Origin of the sequence: Shewanella waksmanii (assembly GCF_043643685.1) — a bacterium.
Taxonomy (GTDB): Bacteria; Pseudomonadota; Gammaproteobacteria; order Enterobacterales; family Shewanellaceae; genus Shewanella; species Shewanella waksmanii_A.
Genome location: NZ_JBHZSN010000001.1, coordinates 313,296 through 330,763, shown reverse-complemented (window position 1 = coordinate 330,763; position 17,468 = coordinate 313,296). Strand labels below are relative to the sequence as shown.

The following is a 17,468-nucleotide window of genomic DNA, read 5'->3' as shown; positions in this document are numbered from 1 at the left end:
TGATTTGTGTAGCTGACTTGTGGCGCTGACTTTTTACTAAATAGACAATATCCTATCAAACAAGCAACACCCTACCAAACAAGCAACACCTTACCGAACAGGTATCATCTTACCAAATAGGCATCATCGCTAGCGCCTCGATTATTCCGGTTTAATTATTACAAAATCAATAAAATGAATTGAGCTGCTAAAACTGCTGTAACAGCTTACGGTAGATATCATACAATCGCACCACTTGGGCTAAACTCACACGCTCATTAACTTGATGAATGGTCTTATTAGGCAGTCCAAGCTCAATGACTTGAGTTTGCGCCGAGCTCAAAAAACGGCCATCAGATGTACCACCAGATGTTGATAAGCGCGGAAAGCGTTGGGTCACATCAACAATCGCCTGCTCCACTTTGGTGATTAAACTGGCACTTTTATCCTCGATATCGGCAATGTGGTAAGGCTGACAATCACGTTGCCAACTAAGCTGATAACTTGCGCCGCTATTTGCCAGCACTTGCTCAACGGCCAATCGAATACGCGTATTAATCATATCAACATCATAGCGGTGACTGTAACGCAAATTGAACCATATCTCACAGCGAGCCGGCACAAGGTTATCGCTAAACTCACCGGAGTTCACATAGGTCACCTGTAAACTCGTTCCTGGGAAGTCTTCACTACCTGTATCCCAAGTTAACTGAGATAGTGCAAAGCTGATTTGTCCACTTAGGTGCACCGCATTAATCGCTTTATCAGGGTAGGCAACATGGCCCTGTTTACCGGTTATCACTAAATGACCAGAAATTGCGCCACGGCGGCCAATTTTAATCACATCGCCAGCTTGGTTATCAGCTGTCGGTTCAGCGATAAGACAATACTGAGGAAGTTGATCGCGCTGCTGTAACTTTTGAACTATCGACTGCGTACCATATTCTGCCTCACCCTCTTCATCACTGGTGAGCAAAAATAGCCAATTCTGTTGGGGGCGACCATGGGTTTGAATATGGTCCTCTAGTGCCGCCAGCATTACTGCAACCCCAGATTTCATATCAACGGCACCTCGGCCGATTAACATGCCATTGTTGATAACAGGGCTAAACGGGTCTGTTTGCCACCGCTCAAGATCGCCAGGCGGGACGACATCGGTATGGCCTGCTAATGCCAATACCGGCTTACTATTGGATAAACTGGCAATGGTATTGGTAACCCCATGGTCATCATATTGTTCAATATGAAAACCCAATTGCTGTAATTTTTGCGCAACCCAAGCTTGGCACCCAGCATCATAGGGAGTAACTGATGCTTTACTGATGAGTGTTTCGGTATAACGAATCGCTTTATGAGTGAGCTGTTTTGGGGACGGAAGTGAGTGTGAATACGCTGGAACGCCAATCATAATTTACGTCCTGAGGTTAGGCCTAATCATCAGCTATTAGACCCAAGAACAATGACATTATTGTGACTTTATCATGGCTATTTGTTGAACGATGTTTTGTCTGTTATAACTAGTATAACAAGGAGATGCGTATGACTATCAAGGTAGAAACGATTATGAGCAGCCGTGTGGTCACCATCGACATGGACGACCGCTTAACGGTAGCAAAAGAGATTTTTGATAATGCCCCCTTTCACCATTTGTTGGTGACCGAGAATAATCAACTTCAAGGAGTATTATCAGAACGCGATTTTTTACGGGCCTTAAGCCCTCATCTTGGACAAATCTGCGAAACCGAACGTGACGCAGAAACCTTACAAAAAAGGGCTCACCAAGTAATGAGCCGTAAACCTGTGACCATCTCACCCGAGAGTAGTATTGAACAAGCAAGTGAAAAGATGCTTGAACATGGCATTGGTTCGCTACCGGTACTTAACAATGGTCAATTGGTTGGCATTATCACCTGGAAAGATCTCCTCAAAGCGTTTATCAATTATGATGAAACGCTTTGAAGAATTTGCCGCCCAAAATGCTTTCGGTATGGCGACGCTTTCGGTCTAGCGACTAGATTGCCCAACCACCCATGTAAAATATAACTAAACCTAAGGTGATAGCCAAAACGCCAGGTTTAAGCTGACGCCACTCACCACTGCAAATACGACCTATCACTAACGTCACAAACCCTAACATAATGCCGGTAACGATATTGCAGCTTAAAATAATAAACACGGCACAGGTTAGCCCCGCCATGGCGTCGACTTTATCATCGAAGTTGAGCTTAGTGACATTACTTAACATCAACAACCCAACATACATCAGTGCAGGTGCTGTGGCATAGGCTGGTACCAAATAACTGAGCGGCGCTAAGAACATCATCAACAAAAACAGCACGCCAACAATCACTGCTGTGAGCCCTGTTTTACCGCCTGCCGCTGTACCTGCCGCTGATTCAATATATACCGCTGCAGGTGAGCCACCCACCGCACCAGCAAATATGCTGCTCACCGAGTCAGAAGTCAGCGCCTTACCACCATCAATAATATTATCTTTTTTATCAAGTAGTTCTGCTTGACCTGCTACTGCACGAATCGTACCGGTCGCATCAAATATCGCCGTCATAACCAATGCCAGTACAATCGGCAGCACGACCGGATTCAGTGCGCCTAAGATATCCATCTGACCAATAAGAGAAGACTCAGAGAACAAGTTTGGCCATGCAAAAAAGCCCTGATATTTAACGTTGGGATCAAATGCCAGACCAAACAATGATAACGCGATAATGACCAACAAAATGCCACCAGGTACACCGCGGCGCTCAAGTCCAATGGTAGCTGCTAGTCCAATAATGGTCGCCAGTACCGGTAAGCTATGAATATCACCTAACTTCACAGGTAGACCAGCATCATTGGCCACAATCAGTGACACACTATTAGTGGCGATAAGTAACAAAAATAGACCAATACCTATGCCTGTACCATGGGCAATGCCTTTAGGCAGGTTAGTTAAAATCCATTGCCTCAACCCAGTCACACTCACCAAGGTAAACACGATACCCATCAGGAAAATGGCACCTAAGGTCACGGGTATTGAAATCCCCTGTCCCAATACCATGCTAAAAGCGGTAAATGCGGTCAATGAAATCGCACAACCTATCGCCATAGGTAAATTTGCCCAAAACCCCATTAGCAAAGAGCCAAAAGCGGCAATTAAACAGGTGGCAATGAAAACAGCGCCAGGATCAAACCCTGCGGTACCAAGCATATTTGGCACCACTATCACTGAATAAACCATGGCTAAAAAAGTGGTTAAACCGGCGATGGTTTCCCGCTTTACATTACTGCCACGAAGGCTAATTGAAAAAAACTGGTCAAGTTTAGATGTTGGCGCACTATCGGCCGAAGTTGATGTCGCTTGGGGCGAGGTCATAGCATTACCTTATTTTTGATCTCTTGTGTCATTTGGTTAAGGGTGTCGCAGATGAGAGCCCCGCATTGCGGGTGAGAGATCCATAAAGCACAAACGGCTCTATGATCTGCTAGTTAATGCCGCAGCATCAACCATTGCTTTGTATCAATACAAAGCAACACAACCTTATGTTGGCGGCGGATTCTACAGGATGATGCGCAAAGGAAAAGGGACATAGGCAGCAAATATGAAACAAACTGTTCAAATACTAAAAGCAAATGCCAACCAAACCTTGATTAATCATTTGTTAACCCCCTGAAAAAAGTCCAATATAAAACCAAATGAGACACATTGATATTGTGCATATATAAAAATGTGGGTGCCAAGGAATGCTAAAACGAACCACCTTCAACACACCAATGAATACCATTGCTATCGGTTTAGGCTTGCTGGCGACGACGCCGGTGCAAGCCGACTTTTGGCAACAACTTAGCGACCCAAATGACGGTCAATTTGATGCCAGCCAATGGATTTTAGATAATGCCCACGGTTTTATGCCTGTGCCATTTATCATTACCGAACCCGCTGTCGGCACAGGTGGCGGTGCAGCGCTGCTGTTTTTTCACGAAACTGCAGAACAAAAACAAGTTAGACAACAAAATCCAAATCAAGTATCCGCTATTCCGCCAAGTGTCACCGGACTGGTTGGCGGTGCCACCAGTAACGGCAGTAAATTTGCGGGTCTGTTTCATTCCGGTAACTGGGCCAAAGACAATATACGATACCTTGGCGGCATAATGGCGGGGTCGATTAACCTAGATTATTATACGCCGATTACCGACATGGCCGCCCAATTCAATATTGAAGGACTGTATTTCCTGCAAGATATCGATTTCAGATTAGCCGATAGCAACTTTTTTGCTGGACTGAGTTATACCTACGTAGCATCAAAAACGGTATTTGATATTGCCGATAACTTACCGGGCATCGATCCCCTCACCCTAGATAGCCAAGATGCCGCGCTTAGCGCCAAACTTTCCTATGACAGTCGTGACAACCAGTTTTCGCCCCGTAACGGCCTTAAAGCCGGCTTTGAAGCAGCTATACACCATCCGAACTTAGGCGGAGATTTTAGCTATCAGCAATATTCCGCCCATGTACACCACTTTCAGCGTCTAAATACCCAATGGGGATTAAGGTTACGGGGAGAGTACGATTACATGACCCAAGGCGCGCCATTTTATGCTCGCCCGTTTATCAATATGCGTGGTATCGCGGCTATGCGCTATCAGGGCGACCAAGTATCACTCGCAGAGCTTCAAATTGATTACGATATCAATAACCGCTGGACACTACTTGGTTTCGGTGGAGTGGGGAAAGCAGTACAAGACAATCAAAGCTTTACCGACGCTGACTGGCAAGCAACCCAAGGGACTGGGTTTCGTTATTTGATCGCTAGACAGCTTGGTCTTCGTAGCGGTATTGATGTTGCTAAAGGACCCGAAGAATGGACCTTTTACATTCAATTTGGCAGTGCTTGGCGTTAAAAAAGCAGCCACTTGAAATGGCTGCTTGTTATTTAAGTTCTTTCAACCTCTATCGATGCTAAAAGTATTTTAGCCAAGCTTGACGACTTTGATGCTTGTAACGACTAAACCACTTGGTTGGGAAATACAGCAAGACCGCCAGTATCACCGTAACAAGCCAAACCGTATACATGCTGCTAAAGCCATAAAGCTCACCTTGGTTAGGTCCCAAAATATGTAGCGCTAGTTGATACATGATTAACAGTAAATACAGGTGAACAATATAGAAAAACATCGGTGCAGAGCCAAAAATAGTCAGCACTTTACTGAGCTTGGGCGTTAACTGCTCCAGCGCACGCAAACCTAATAGCGTGCCTCCCACGGTCACCAATAGGAAACCTAAAGAGGGTGGGTACTTAGTCAGGTTAAGCATAGACTTTAGCGTCATCAGCCAAGTATCGCCCTGTTGCCAAGGTAATGTCTCACCATAAATATTAAAGCCACGTAACAATGCAAACATCAACAAACAGGCTATACCCAAACCAATTAACCAAGAGTGACGACGCTTATCATCAAAGCTTGCCGCATAAATTGGCGCAACCACATAACCAAGTAAAATCACCCCAATCCAAGGCAGCACCGGGTAGCTAGCTCGAATCCCAACAAAATCGCTGCTAAAGATATTGCCGCGATCATGCAAAATAGCCCAAAGGGTGTAACCGAGTTCATTAGGTTCAAAAGTAATTGGTGTCAACAAGTTATGACCAAACACTATCACTAAACCAATGACCGCAAGCCACACTCGTGGCAAGTTAATCAACAGGGCCAACGCTAACATACTAATCCCAATAGCCCATATGACCTGCAGCCATATCATGTCGTAATTGCCCATCCATTGGAAAGTGATAACGGTACATTCAAGCGCGATAAGAAATAAACCACGCTTAATCAAAAATGATCTCGCACAGCGCTGCGGACCGACTTGTGGATGACTGTACAGCCAGGCTGAAATGCCTGTTAAAAACACAAAAGTGGGGGCACAAAAATGCGCGGCAAAGCGACTAAAAAACAACAGCGTGCCGGTGGAGTCCAGCGTCATAGGGTCGGTAACTTGCTCATGAAAAAAGAATCGCTCTCGAACATGATCCAGCAGCATTATCAACATGACAATGCCGCGCATAGCATCAATACTGTCGATGCGCTTTTTCAGCACCGATGAATTTACAGTTTGCATCTACTACCTTCAAAAAACATCAATAAATACGGTGACAAGCTGGGCAACAATACACGCAGTGAGGTGAAATAAGGTCGAGTGACTTGTTGCTGACTCACTTGTCACGATGGCGTACATTAAACGTCAGATGCTGGCGGCGCTCGACAGTGAACCTTTTGTTTGTCAGTACCGTTATGGGAAGCTCGTAGTGGCGCTACACACCTTTGAGGTTGCAACCCCGTCGCCACGTTAGATGGACTAGTTACAGGTAGTGCAAACTGCTGTAGCTGTTTGAAAGTACAGAAGGTACAGGTTTCGGCTTGATGTTGTGGCTCATCAACAACATGGGCAAGGCTATGTTGCGCAGACAAGAACCCTAGCACCAGCATCACAATAATGAGGCCGATGGAGGTAGCACGTCTATTTATCGCAAAATTTGCCAAGCTTAAAACCAAAATCAAAAAAGGGTTGCAAATTATAATGCAACCCTTTGGCGAAAGTCACCTTAGCGGTCAAATTTAGCAACCAATGACTTAGCTAATCACTTTAACAAGCACGGAAATATTGGAGCGCCATTACTGTTGACGCTCACCGATATTATGCTGCCTCTTGTTTCGGTTGACCTTTTACCCGCTCACGCAGTTTTTGCATGATCACGTAAAATACTGGCACCAATAATGTCCCGACAATTGTCGCAGCCATCATACCACCAAATACCGAATACCCTAATGCACGGCGACTTCCAGAGCCTGCACCAGTAGCAACAACTAATGGTAATACGCCAAGTAGGAACGAGAAGGCCGTCATTAACACCGCGCGAAAACGCAATCTTGCCGCGGTTTCACCCGCATCCAAAATGCTCTTACCTTCCTCACGTAACTGCTTAGCAAACTCGACAATGAGAATCGCATTTTTACAAGCAAGGCCAATCAGCAACACTAAACCGATTTGCGCGTAAAGGTTAAGATCGGCCCCCACCAATAAGATATTGAGGAACGCCCCCAATATCGCAATGGGCACCGCAAGCATAACGGCAAATGGAATGGTCCAGCTTTCATATTGCGCGACTAAAAACAGGTAAGTAAATACTAACGCTAACGCAAAAATCAGTGGCGCTAGATTACCTGCTTTGATTTCTTGATAGGTCTGCCCTGTCCACTCGAAGGTATAACCAGCAGGAAGACTTTCATTAGCAGCACGCTCCATCGCTGCAATCGAGTCGCCGGAACTGAAACCTGGTGCAGGGAAGCCATTGATCGTGGTTGAACTAAACATGTTGTATGCGTTCATCACGTCCGGCCCAAGAATTGGGGTCACCTTAACCAGGGTACTTAACGGTACCATCTCGCCAGTATTTGAGCGTACATAGAAGCTGGCAATGTCTTTATCCGAATTACGATAATCCCCTTCTGCTTGCAAAATAACCCTAAACACTTTACCGAAACGGTTAAAATCATTGACGTACATTGAGCCAAGCATAGTCTGCATGGTACTAAAGATTTCATTCAATGATATGCCTAACGCCTTGGCTTTATCGCGATCAACATCCACATACATCTGCGGAACATCAGCTCTAAAATTACTAAATGCCATGGCAATTTCTGGCTGCTCGTTGGCCTTCATAATCAAGGCTCGCATCACCGAAGCAAGCTCTTGGGGAGAGCGGCCTTGGGTATCTTGCAGGACAAACTCAAAGCCACCCACACTACCTACACCTGGAATAGGCGGCAATGAGAAAGCCATAGCTTTAACAGAAGGGTTTGCAGCATACTTAGCTTGTAACTTGGCCACAATTGCCGCTTCAAACATATCCGGCGACGAACGCTCTTCCCATGTTGACAGAGTGACAATCATCAAGCCGCCATTTGAAGAAACAGAACCCGTTAAGATACTAAAACCGCTAGCATGAATGACATTCTCAACACCTGGCTCTTGTAAGGTTAACTCAACGAGTTCCCGCATCACCTCTTCAGTACGATTCAGTGAAGCGCCATCAGGCAGTTGAATGTCCACCATGAAGGCCTTTTTATCTTCCATGGGGACAAAACCCGACGGCAATATCTTGGCGATGCCTCCAGTTAGACCAATCAAACACACATAAACAATTCCCACTAACGTCAACTTACGCGTTAACGACTTCACTAGCGTCATGTACTTGCCGGTAAACTTTTCAAATACTCGGTTAAACGCCGCGTGGAACCCTTTAGTGTGCTGCTTTGGTGGTCGTAATACTGATGCACATAACGCTGGCGACAATGTTAATGCATTAATAGAAGAGATAAGTACAGAAATACAAATGGTTACCGAGAACTGTGCGTACATCTGACCAGTAATACCCGGCATCACAGCTGTCGGAGCAAACACAGCCAACAATACTAAGGTGGTGGCAATAATCGGCCCTGTCACCTCTTTCATGGCTTTGGATGTGGCTTCTTTGGGGGATAGACCTTCGTCCTGCATTAAGCGCGTTACGTTCTCGACTACCACAATGGCATCATCAACCACGATACCAATGGCTAAGATAAGTGCGAACAAAGACACCGTATTGATGCTCATGCCAAAGGCGAGTAAAAACGCAAACGTACCGATTAATGATACCGGAATCGCAATCCCAGGAACTAAGGTTGAACGAGCATCTTGCAAAAAGATGTATACAACGAACACCACCAAGGCAATAGATACGAACAGCGTTTGCACCACTTCTTTAATCGAAGTTTCCACAAACTCGGTAGTGTCATATAAGACTTCATATTCTAAATCAGTAGGAAAACGCTCCGCTAAGCGCTCCATTTCCGCTTTAATGCCCTTAGCAACCTCTAATGCATTGGCATCTGGTGACTGATAAATCGAGATAATTGCCGAAGGTTTGTTATTGAGTTTACCTTGCGCATCATAGGTTTGTGAACCTAACTCGACCCGAGCAACGTCACCCACCACCACTTTGGAGCCATCGTTATTTGCGCGAATCATGACATTGCGAAACTCATCAGGGTCTTTTAAACGCCCTTTGGTTTGCAAGGTATATTGAAACTGCTGATCAGGGTCCACCGGTGCTGCACCGATCCGCCCTGCTGCCACTTGAATATTCTGCTCTTGCAGCGCAGCAATCACATCGCTTGCTGTTACGCTTAAACTGGCCATTTTAAAGGGGTCGAGCCAAATACGCATGGCATAATCTAAGGCACCAATCACTTGCACCTTAGAAACGCCATTTTGTCGAGCGAGGGCATCTTTTACATTTAAGCCAGCATAGTTAGTAATAAACAGCGAATCGAAGGTTTCTTTTGGCGAAACCAGGTTTACCACCATCAACATATTCGGGCTTTGTTTTTCAACTTTAACCCCTTGGCGTTTCACCTCTTCTGGCAACCTAGGCATAGCTTGCTGCACACGGTTTTGCACTTTTACCTGCGCCATGTCGGCATCGGTGCCTACTTCAAAGGTCACATTCAACGAATAACTTCCGTCGTTGGCACTCTTTGATTCCATGTAGAGCATGCCTTCTACACCGTTGACCTCCGCCTCCAATGGCTGTGCGATAGTATCTTTAACAATATCAGCACTGGCACCAGAATAACTGGTTGAAACATTAACTTGAGGTGGCGCAATTTCGGGAAACTCTGCGACAGACAAAATGGGAATGGAGATCAACCCTACCAGCGTGAGCACAGTAGAGATGACAAACGCAAACTTAGGTCTGTTAATAAAAAAATCACTGATCATGATGCGCTCCGGCTATGAATCACTATTTTCTTGAAATGGCACAGCTTGTTGCTCAACTGCCTCGACCTTAATACCCGGGCGGATTTTCTGCAGTCCATCAACTACGATACGCTCACCATCTTCTAGGCCACTTAACACGCGCCAGTCGATGCCAAAACGATCGCCCAATTCAACCACTCGCTTTTGTACTTCATTGTTTTCATTCACTACCATCACAAAGCGCCCCTGTTGATCTTCCTGCACCGCAGCTTGAGGAATAAGCAGCGCTTTTTCAGTGATAGGGGATTCGATGATTAAGGTGACAAATAAACCTGGCAGCATCAATTTGGTATTATTTTCAAATGTTGCTCTCACAGGAAGCGTTCCGGTAGCAGCATCAACACGGTTACCAACAAAGTCGATATAACCCGTTTCATCAAACATAGTGCCATTAGGTAAACGTAGATTGATGACAATATCACTTATCTTGATTTCCCGCTTTGCAGCTTTAGAAAAGTTTTGCTGCGCGGTAATCAGGCCTTTTTCAGGAACCTGAAACGATACCCACATCGGCTGTAACTGTACTAAGTTAGCCATATCTGATTGCGGCGTAATAATGTCACCGGTACTCACCATGGCGTTACTAATACGTCCAGAAATTGGCGCATAAATGTTGGTATAGCTCAACTGCAGCTCTGCCGCTTTTACTGCTGACTCTGCCTGCACAACTCCTGCAGCTGTAGTGAGCTTACGACTGGTTAGCTCATCCATATCTTGGGCACTAATCATTCCGTCTGGCAGCAAACGTCGGCCACGTTCCCAGTTCATTACCGCCACATCGCGGGAAGCAATGGCCTGCTCTAGGACTGCGTGTTGCTGTGCAAGCTCAGCCTTATAGGTCGATGGGTCAATTTCAAACAACAGATCCCCTGCGGTAACATCATCGCCTTCAACAAAATTACGCTTTAACAACTGACCTTGAATTTGTGAGCGAATAACCACATCTTCAGACGCTTCGGTTCGACCGACTATTTCACTACTAGGTGTGACTTCCTTGGTCTGGGCTGTATTGACCACAACACTTGGTAACATCGCTTGTGCTGGCGCGGGCGCGTCACCACATGCGGTTAAAATAAGCAGTGCCAATACTGCAGAACACCACTTAAATGTTGAAACAGTGCGAACAACCATTACGGCCTCCGGTAACAATTAATAAAATTAATAACTTGAGTGATATTGAGTATAAGACCATCGCTGTGCCATTAAAACTTTTTTACAATTTTTTTTCATTGACCCAACAGCTGAGCCGAATCAACAAAAACTAAAATTAGTAGACACAATGATTCATACCGAAAATCACATAGGTACTTAGTAGCTACAAAATAGCCTTTTATTAGCCTTGGCTCTGCATTTAAACACTGACGACTAAAAAACAACAATAAAAAACTGCAGAATAAGGCGATAACAGATTGTATACTATGCTATTTATTACTCACCCAGCTATTTAAACCCTCTAGAGTTCAAACCAAAAACTTTCTACTCAGCCTGAGCTTTAACAGCCTCTTTGCATCTGATGGTAACTTTTTTCAGGACTTTAGCATGCTGATTTACCAACAAATAACCCATAAAAAACTAAATTAGAAAAGCCTAACCCGGGTCTGTAGCGCTTACTTTCCACTCAGTTAGTCACAGTAAATGATTACAAATATTGACTAGATGTTTCCAATATGTAAATTTTGTGACGCAACTGCAAATCATTGCAGTAAATAACAATTAAAACTTAACAAAAATGTTGAGCAGCACTCAAACAAAGGGAATGACAATATGAAAACTTTGAATCGGCTATCAAATGCCGTGAAAGTTGCTATTTATGCCGCGTCAAGCACAGCTATGCTAGCTGGTACTAGTGTTTATGCAGCAGAAGAGGAAGCAGCAATTGAAAGAATCGAAGTTACCGGTTCTAAAATTAAGCGTATTGGGGAACTATCGCCTACACCAGTAACTGTAATTACTGGTGCAGATATGATGGACATGGGTATCACAAACGTAGCCGATATCCTAAATAAGCTGCCATCATCAACTGTCGGAATCTCGCCTGAAACATCAAACAATACAATCTTTGCAAACGGTCTAAACCGCACTAACTTACGTGGTTTAGGCAGTGACCGTACTTTGGTTCTTGTAAATGGTAGACGCTTTGTTGCCGGTTCAAACGGCGATTCAGCCGTGGATTTGAACACAATCCCAACAGCTATGGTATCGCGTATTGAAGTTATTACCGGTGGTGCTTCTGCTGTATATGGCTCTGATGCGATCGCTGGGGTAATTAACATTATTACTCGTAAGGATGTTGACGGCGTTGAATTGGACGTATCTTATGAACAGCCAGAGCAAAGTGGCGGTGAAGAAGGGCAATTCTCGTTGACTACGGGCGGCACTTTCTTGGACGATAAACTGTCAACTGTTTTTAACTTTACCTATGCTGAACAAAAAGAGTTACGTCCATCAGAAAGAGACTTCTTAGATAACCCAATGGGCAGTATCTATAATCCTGATACTTCTGAAGGCGCTCCAGCTCGTATCATGTACGAAGGCCGTAAGCCTCTATCATGGATTAATGAAGCGGGTACCTTCTTTAGCCCTAATGGTCAGTACACCTTCGATAGTAATGGCGCAATGAAGCTATTTGATTACGGTGAAGGCTTGATTGAAGGGCCAGGTAACAACGGTAACTACTGTGGCCCTAGCTGTGAAGGTTACGATCCAGTTAACTATGGTTTCATCAGAACGCCACTTGAGCGTATGGTCTTTACCTTAAATACTGATTACCAAATCAATGATAACCATAAGTTATTTACTGAAATTACTTACGTTGATTATCAATCAAATGGTGAAAGTACGCCTGTTTTCCATACTCGTAACTTTATTGAAGCAGACAACGCATTCCTACCTGATGAAACAAGACAGTTAATGCAAGATACAGGTATGGAGTACTTTAACCTTTACCGTATCGATACTGAATTTGGCAACCGTACTTACAACCAAGACCGTGAAACATTCCGTTTCTTAGTTGGCGTTGAAGGTGCAATTACTGATGAGTGGGAATATTCTATCCATGCTCAACGTGGCCAACTCGAAGAAACATCTATCTGGCGCGGTGAGATTTGGGCTGATCGTTATGATCAAGCTAAAGATGCAGTATTTGCAGATGACGGTAGCATAGTATGTCGTGATGCCGACGCTCGTGCCAATGGCTGTATTCCGCTGAACCTATTAGGTGTAGACCAAGCGAGTCAAGAAGCGATTGATTGGGTTAGCACAAGTGCTGGTCAAACAGCGAAAACAACCCAAACAAGTGTTGGTTTAGTTGTTAATGGTGCTCTGTTTGATTTACCAGCTGGCTATGTTGCAGCAGCATTCAGTGCCGATTACCGTAAAGAAGAGTCAGAAACAAATCCTGACCAAGAGCTAATCGATGGTACTATCTTCGGTAATACTGCACTACCAATGCAGGGTGAATACGATGTGACTGAGCTTGCAGCTGAATTTAGTATTCCACTTCTTTCAGATATGTTCCTGGCACACGATTTAGGCCTAGATCTAGCTTATCGTTGGATGGACTATAGCACTGCAGGGCAAGACGATGCTTGGAAAATTGGTTTAAACTGGGCGCCAATCGAAGATCTTCGTTTCCGTGCAACTAAATCGAAATCAGTGCGTGCCCCTAACATTGGTGAGCTATTTTCACCTCCTGGTCAAACATTTGAAAGTTTCACCGACGTTTGTGACGCTATCAACATTGAACTAGGTCCAAACGACAACCGTAAAAATAACTGTCGCGCAATTGGTCTCCCAGCAGGCTGGAATCCAAGTGATGAGTGGTATCAAAGTAACCACCCTGGTTCTAATGCCGGTAACCCAGATCTGAAAGCTGAAACCTCAAACGATTACACTGTGGGGCTTGTCTATACCCCTGAATACCTTGAAGGCTTCTCTTTAACTGTGGACTACTGGGCATTTGAGATCAGTGATGCAATTCAATATATTGACGTCGCCACAGCGGTTAAATACTGCTATGACTCAGAATCATTAGATAATGTATACTGTAATCGTTTCACCCGTGATGCTACTACCGGTGACATTGTTGACTTTGTTCAATCTCCAGTAAACTCTGCATCTTTCGATGTTAAAGGTGTGGATATTGAAACTCAGTACAATATCCCAACAGATAGCTTTGGTGACTTCAGAATTCACATCATCGCGACTTACCTTGAGCAATGGGAAACCAACCCAACAGGATTTGAAGAAGATCTTCAAGTTGATGTTGGCGAATACACAGATCCTCGCTGGAAAGCGATGTTTAGCTTAGGTTGGACCTATGATGCATTGTCTCTAGAAGCTCGTTCTAACTACCGCCACGCAAGTGTCGCTAGCAACGACTGGCAGCCAGAGAACAACAACTACAATGATATTCCTTCACACACTGTTTGGGATTTCACTGGTTCGTATGACTTCACTGATGCCTTCTCACTTCGTTTCGGTGTGAAAAATGCGTTCGATTTAACTCCACCACGTAACCCATATGTTTATGATGGTGATGGTTATTATGATACGCAAGGTCGTTCGTTCTTCTTAGGCGCGAACTACAAGCTATAATCTAATAGTTATGTTTTAAAAGGGCTCACATAGTGGGCCCTTTTTTGTTTAAGAGATATCAACTTTCTACTGACTAAAGAAAAAAACCTTAAATAATACTCAATACCTTTATTAGCTGAAGCAAATTTAATCAAACAACAAAACTAAGCACTCCAATTATATTAAATGAGAACTAGCCCAAAGATAGCAACCAGTAAGCATGTTAAAACCAATTGTAACGAGCCGGTGTATATACAGTAACAAGCAGAATAAAGTGTTCAATTTAGTAAATACGAATAAAAGTTGACCGAATCAAAGTTCAGTGCCTAAGATGGCATGAGTATCAACATACAGGTAGGTAATTTATGACAGCAATCTCACATGTCTACAACTATACAGTTCGATGCCCGCATATTAAGGATCCCGCCCACCCAACAACATGGCAAAACCACATAGAATTTAATCAATCATGTGAAATAGGCTTAAGTCGCGTTACTAAGTGGCATGGCCGCTCTGGCCACCGGGTATTTGACATTGATGGCTTTGTAGTACGAGAAGCTGATACCGAGAGCGCTTACTTCAGTATGAACAATGTACGAATTAAGAATGATGGCCATGTGCTTGTCACATTTAAAATTTTTATGGATGACGCGACCAAAGACACGTCAGTCCAAGAAATTATGCAGCACTTGATTGCTGATCTTGATGAGCGTATCGCAAAAATTGATAGCTAAAATAGACACTCGTGAGCTACGTCGATATTGAGGTAGCTCACAATTTCGTTATTTACTTTGTTCATAGATCACAGTTCTCTATCTACACTCGACGCCCAAATCTATTCTAAAAGTTGAAAAACTTATTTACAAAAAACAATTAAAACAAAAACTTAAGTCAAGATATATACTATTTACTTGTTTACACCTTTAATTTAAGTGTAATTGTTGAATTTCCCTATCATTGATACAATTTTAAGCAATCCAATACAGTGCCGTAGCGCTAGAGATACAGCTTAGTTATCACAATCGCTGCACAAAAATCACTGTTAGCCTCTAAACTTAATAATCGTCGTTACTCTATTGATAGGAAAACGCAATCCATGCAAGAAATGATCAATGTCGTCATCGTTGGTGGTGGCGCAGGTGGAATGGAAATTGCCACTAAATTGGGACACAAGCTCGGCAAAAAGAATAAAGCTCGAGTTACCCTTATCGATTGCGCAGAAAGTCATGTATGGAAACCCTTATTGCATGAAGTTGCCACTGGCGCCCTTGATGTTGGCATCGATGCATTGAGTTATCGCGGCCATGCAGCGGCACACGGCTATCATTTTCAACAAGGGGCGATGACCGATATCGACCGTGAAAATAAACAAGTTATTCTTGCGCCTATTCTAGATGAAGACGGAGAAGAACTGCTACCGGCAAGGCGTATCGATTATACGTATCTTGTTATTGCAATTGGCAGTATTGCCAATGATTTCAATATTAAGGGTGTACGTGATCATTGCGTATTTTTAGATAGTACTGAGCAGGCGATGGAAATTCGTAGCATGCTGCTCAATAAATTCATGCGTTACGCTAGCCACCATCAGCTTGATGAAAAAATCAAAATTGCCGTAGTGGGCGCCGGTGCCACAGGCGTGGAAATGTCGGCAGAAATGCACCACGCAGTTGATCAGTTACGTGGATTTGGCTACAAAATTGATACCAGTTTACTGGAAGTCACACTGATTGAAGCTGATGAACGTATCCTACCCAAAGTGGAAAAAACAGAAATTTCTGACTCTGTCGCCAAGGAGCTCACCGCCATTGGTGTGAATGTGAGAACCAGCACGCGTATTAATGAAGTCACGCCTGAAGGGCTGCATACCACCAGCGATGAGTTTATTCCCGCTGACATGGTGATTTGGTCTACTGGTGTTAAGGCTCCCGACTTCCTTAATGGCATTGGCGGCTTAGAAAGCAATCATATCAATCAAGTGATGGTACAACAGAATATGCAAACCACTCGCGATAGTCACATCTTCGCGATTGGCGACTGTGCCGCATGCCCGCAGGAAGATGGCTCTTGGGTGCCACCACGTGGTCAGTCTGCACGTCAAATGGCGTTAATGACAGCTGACAATATTCGCTTAATGATAGACGGCCAAGAACCCAAACATAACTATGTTTATAAAGATCTTGGCTCCTTGGTTAATCTGTCTAAGTTCCATACTGTCGGTAACCTGATGTCATTTATGGGCGGTGGCGTTCTGGTTGAAGGTAAAATTGCACGATTTGTTTATACCTCGTTATATCGTCGCCATCTGATAGAGCTACATGGTGTGTTCAAAGGGACACTACTGATGTTTGCCAAAGGAATTAGCCGCATCATCCATCCACACTTGAAACTGCATTAACGTAAAAAATAAAGGGCTTCAAATGAAGCCCTTTATTTATGCCACATTAGCACGTAGCCCATGGGATTGCGGTCGTCCAAGTTCATCAACACAAACAAAGACCATTTTATCAATCACCACGACAGGGAGATGATTAACCTTATTACGTACTTCGCACCTGACAGTGATCGATGAACTACCTGCGCTCACTAACTCCAATCCAAACTCTAAGACATCCCCCTGTCTTGCCGGTGTCATAAAGTTAATCTCTGATATTAGTTTAGTCACAATACTGTTACTGCGTGTTTGGCATGCCGCAAATATCGCAGCTTCCTCATCAATCCAACTCAGCAACTGCCCACCAAATAAGGCGTTTGCAGGGTTAAGGTGCTCAGGTTTAATAAAACGTCGGCTGTAATACTTCATCTTAAATCACTCCAATAAGAATACCTCTTTATAGGTATGCAAAAGAGTGGCCACTTTTAAAAACGGATTTCCTCAGAAAACTAGGGGGTTACCAGTTAGCAACAAAGGCTCATTAAAGAGTTTATGCACTAATAATAGCCAACCAAGACCCAATATAGTGCAAAGCTAACATCAGCAGCACCACCGATTTTCCCACAAGTACTTCATGATGTTACAACATAACATATTGAAACACATATTAAATAAGTCATAAAACAG

Annotated in this window: 12 protein-coding genes; 5 read left to right on the top strand and 7 right to left on the bottom strand. The window is 44.0% G+C overall.

What is annotated here, in order from left to right; all coding sequences use genetic code 11:
- Positions 1 to 187: 187 nt before the first annotated feature.
- On the bottom strand, positions 188 to 1,387 hold the full coding sequence (gene dapE / locus ACHUFW_RS01515; RefSeq protein ID WP_394200221.1) for a succinyl-diaminopimelate desuccinylase: 1,200 nt from the start codon (positions 1,385 to 1,387) through the stop codon (positions 188 to 190).
- A 131-nt stretch (positions 1,388 to 1,518) separates the two neighbouring features.
- Between dapE and ACHUFW_RS01510 the strand changes: the two genes are divergently transcribed.
- Positions 1,519 to 1,938, top strand: a complete 420-nt coding sequence (locus tag ACHUFW_RS01510; RefSeq protein WP_394200220.1) for a CBS domain-containing protein — start codon at positions 1,519 to 1,521, stop codon at positions 1,936 to 1,938.
- Between the two features lie 52 nt (positions 1,939 to 1,990).
- On the opposite strand, the gene ACHUFW_RS01505 is transcribed toward ACHUFW_RS01510, so the two are convergent.
- The gene (locus tag ACHUFW_RS01505; protein WP_394200219.1) at positions 1,991 to 3,352 is read right to left on the bottom strand and encodes an NCS2 family permease; all 1,362 of its coding nucleotides are present in this window, start codon (positions 3,350 to 3,352) and stop codon (positions 1,991 to 1,993) included.
- A gap of 368 nt (positions 3,353 to 3,720) precedes the next feature.
- Here ACHUFW_RS01505 and ACHUFW_RS01500 point away from each other — a divergent pair, with 368 nt between their 5' ends.
- Positions 3,721 to 4,878 carry a BamA/TamA family outer membrane protein gene (locus tag ACHUFW_RS01500; RefSeq protein WP_394200218.1) on the top strand — a complete coding sequence of 386 codons (1,158 nt, stop codon included), beginning with the start codon at positions 3,721 to 3,723 and terminating at the stop codon, positions 4,876 to 4,878.
- A gap of 58 nt (positions 4,879 to 4,936) precedes the next feature.
- Here the strand turns inward: ACHUFW_RS01500 and ACHUFW_RS01495 are convergent, their stop codons facing one another.
- From ACHUFW_RS01495 to ACHUFW_RS01480, 4 genes are all read right to left on the bottom strand, one after another.
- Positions 4,937 to 6,091, bottom strand: a complete 1,155-nt coding sequence (locus ACHUFW_RS01495; protein ID WP_394200217.1) for an acetyltransferase domain-containing protein — start codon at positions 6,089 to 6,091, stop codon at positions 4,937 to 4,939.
- A gap of 116 nt (positions 6,092 to 6,207) precedes the next feature.
- Positions 6,208 to 6,513: a hypothetical protein gene (locus ACHUFW_RS01490; RefSeq protein ID WP_394200216.1), complete on the bottom strand. Its 306-nt coding sequence runs from the start codon at positions 6,511 to 6,513 to the stop codon at positions 6,208 to 6,210.
- Positions 6,514 to 6,667: 154 nt separating this feature from the next.
- Entirely contained in the window at positions 6,668 to 9,793 is a 3,126-nt protein-coding gene (locus tag ACHUFW_RS01485) for an efflux RND transporter permease subunit (protein WP_394200215.1), read from the bottom strand.
- 12 nt (positions 9,794 to 9,805) lie between these two features.
- Complete coding sequence (locus ACHUFW_RS01480; RefSeq protein WP_394200214.1) at positions 9,806 to 10,963, bottom strand: efflux RND transporter periplasmic adaptor subunit; 1,158 nt, start codon at positions 10,961 to 10,963, stop codon at positions 9,806 to 9,808.
- Positions 10,964 to 11,596: 633 nt separating this feature from the next.
- Here ACHUFW_RS01480 and ACHUFW_RS01475 point away from each other — a divergent pair.
- The 3 genes from ACHUFW_RS01475 to ACHUFW_RS01465 all read left to right on the top strand — a co-directional run bounded on the left by ACHUFW_RS01475 (position 11,597) and on the right by ACHUFW_RS01465 (position 16,805).
- Positions 11,597 to 14,428 carry a TonB-dependent receptor domain-containing protein gene (locus ACHUFW_RS01475; RefSeq protein ID WP_394200213.1) on the top strand — a complete coding sequence of 944 codons (2,832 nt, stop codon included), beginning with the start codon at positions 11,597 to 11,599 and terminating at the stop codon, positions 14,426 to 14,428.
- A 344-nt stretch (positions 14,429 to 14,772) separates the two neighbouring features.
- Entirely contained in the window at positions 14,773 to 15,141 is a 369-nt protein-coding gene (locus ACHUFW_RS01470) for a cytoplasmic protein (protein ID WP_394200212.1), read from the top strand.
- A 362-nt stretch (positions 15,142 to 15,503) separates the two neighbouring features.
- Complete coding sequence (locus ACHUFW_RS01465; RefSeq protein WP_394200211.1) at positions 15,504 to 16,805, top strand: NAD(P)/FAD-dependent oxidoreductase; 1,302 nt, start codon at positions 15,504 to 15,506, stop codon at positions 16,803 to 16,805.
- A gap of 36 nt (positions 16,806 to 16,841) precedes the next feature.
- Here ACHUFW_RS01465 and ACHUFW_RS01460 read toward each other — a convergent pair whose 3' ends face one another.
- Positions 16,842 to 17,210, bottom strand: coding sequence for an acyl-CoA thioesterase (locus ACHUFW_RS01460; protein ID WP_394200210.1), 369 nt, complete (start codon positions 17,208 to 17,210; stop codon positions 16,842 to 16,844).
- Positions 17,211 to 17,468 lie beyond the last annotated feature (258 nt).

Bases quoted from the DNA above. Each gene is read 5' to 3' on its own strand.
- dapE (WP_394200221.1), bottom strand. From the start codon at position 1,387: ATGATTGGCGTTCCAGCGTATTCACACTCACTTCCGTCCCCAAAACAG.
- ACHUFW_RS01510 (WP_394200220.1), top strand. From the start codon at position 1,519: ATGACTATCAAGGTAGAAACGATTATGAGCAGCCGTGTGGTCACCATC.
- ACHUFW_RS01505 (WP_394200219.1), bottom strand. From the start codon at position 3,352: ATGACCTCGCCCCAAGCGACATCAACTTCGGCCGATAGTGCGCCAACA.
- ACHUFW_RS01500 (WP_394200218.1), top strand. From the start codon at position 3,721: ATGCTAAAACGAACCACCTTCAACACACCAATGAATACCATTGCTATC.
- ACHUFW_RS01495 (WP_394200217.1), bottom strand. From the start codon at position 6,091: ATGCAAACTGTAAATTCATCGGTGCTGAAAAAGCGCATCGACAGTATT.
- ACHUFW_RS01485 (WP_394200215.1), bottom strand. From the start codon at position 9,793: ATGATCAGTGATTTTTTTATTAACAGACCTAAGTTTGCGTTTGTCATC.
- ACHUFW_RS01480 (WP_394200214.1), bottom strand. From the start codon at position 10,963: ATGGTTGTTCGCACTGTTTCAACATTTAAGTGGTGTTCTGCAGTATTG.
- ACHUFW_RS01475 (WP_394200213.1), top strand. From the start codon at position 11,597: ATGAAAACTTTGAATCGGCTATCAAATGCCGTGAAAGTTGCTATTTAT.
- ACHUFW_RS01470 (WP_394200212.1), top strand. From the start codon at position 14,773: ATGACAGCAATCTCACATGTCTACAACTATACAGTTCGATGCCCGCAT.
- ACHUFW_RS01465 (WP_394200211.1), top strand. From the start codon at position 15,504: ATGCAAGAAATGATCAATGTCGTCATCGTTGGTGGTGGCGCAGGTGGA.
- ACHUFW_RS01460 (WP_394200210.1), bottom strand. From the start codon at position 17,210: ATGAAGTATTACAGCCGACGTTTTATTAAACCTGAGCACCTTAACCCT.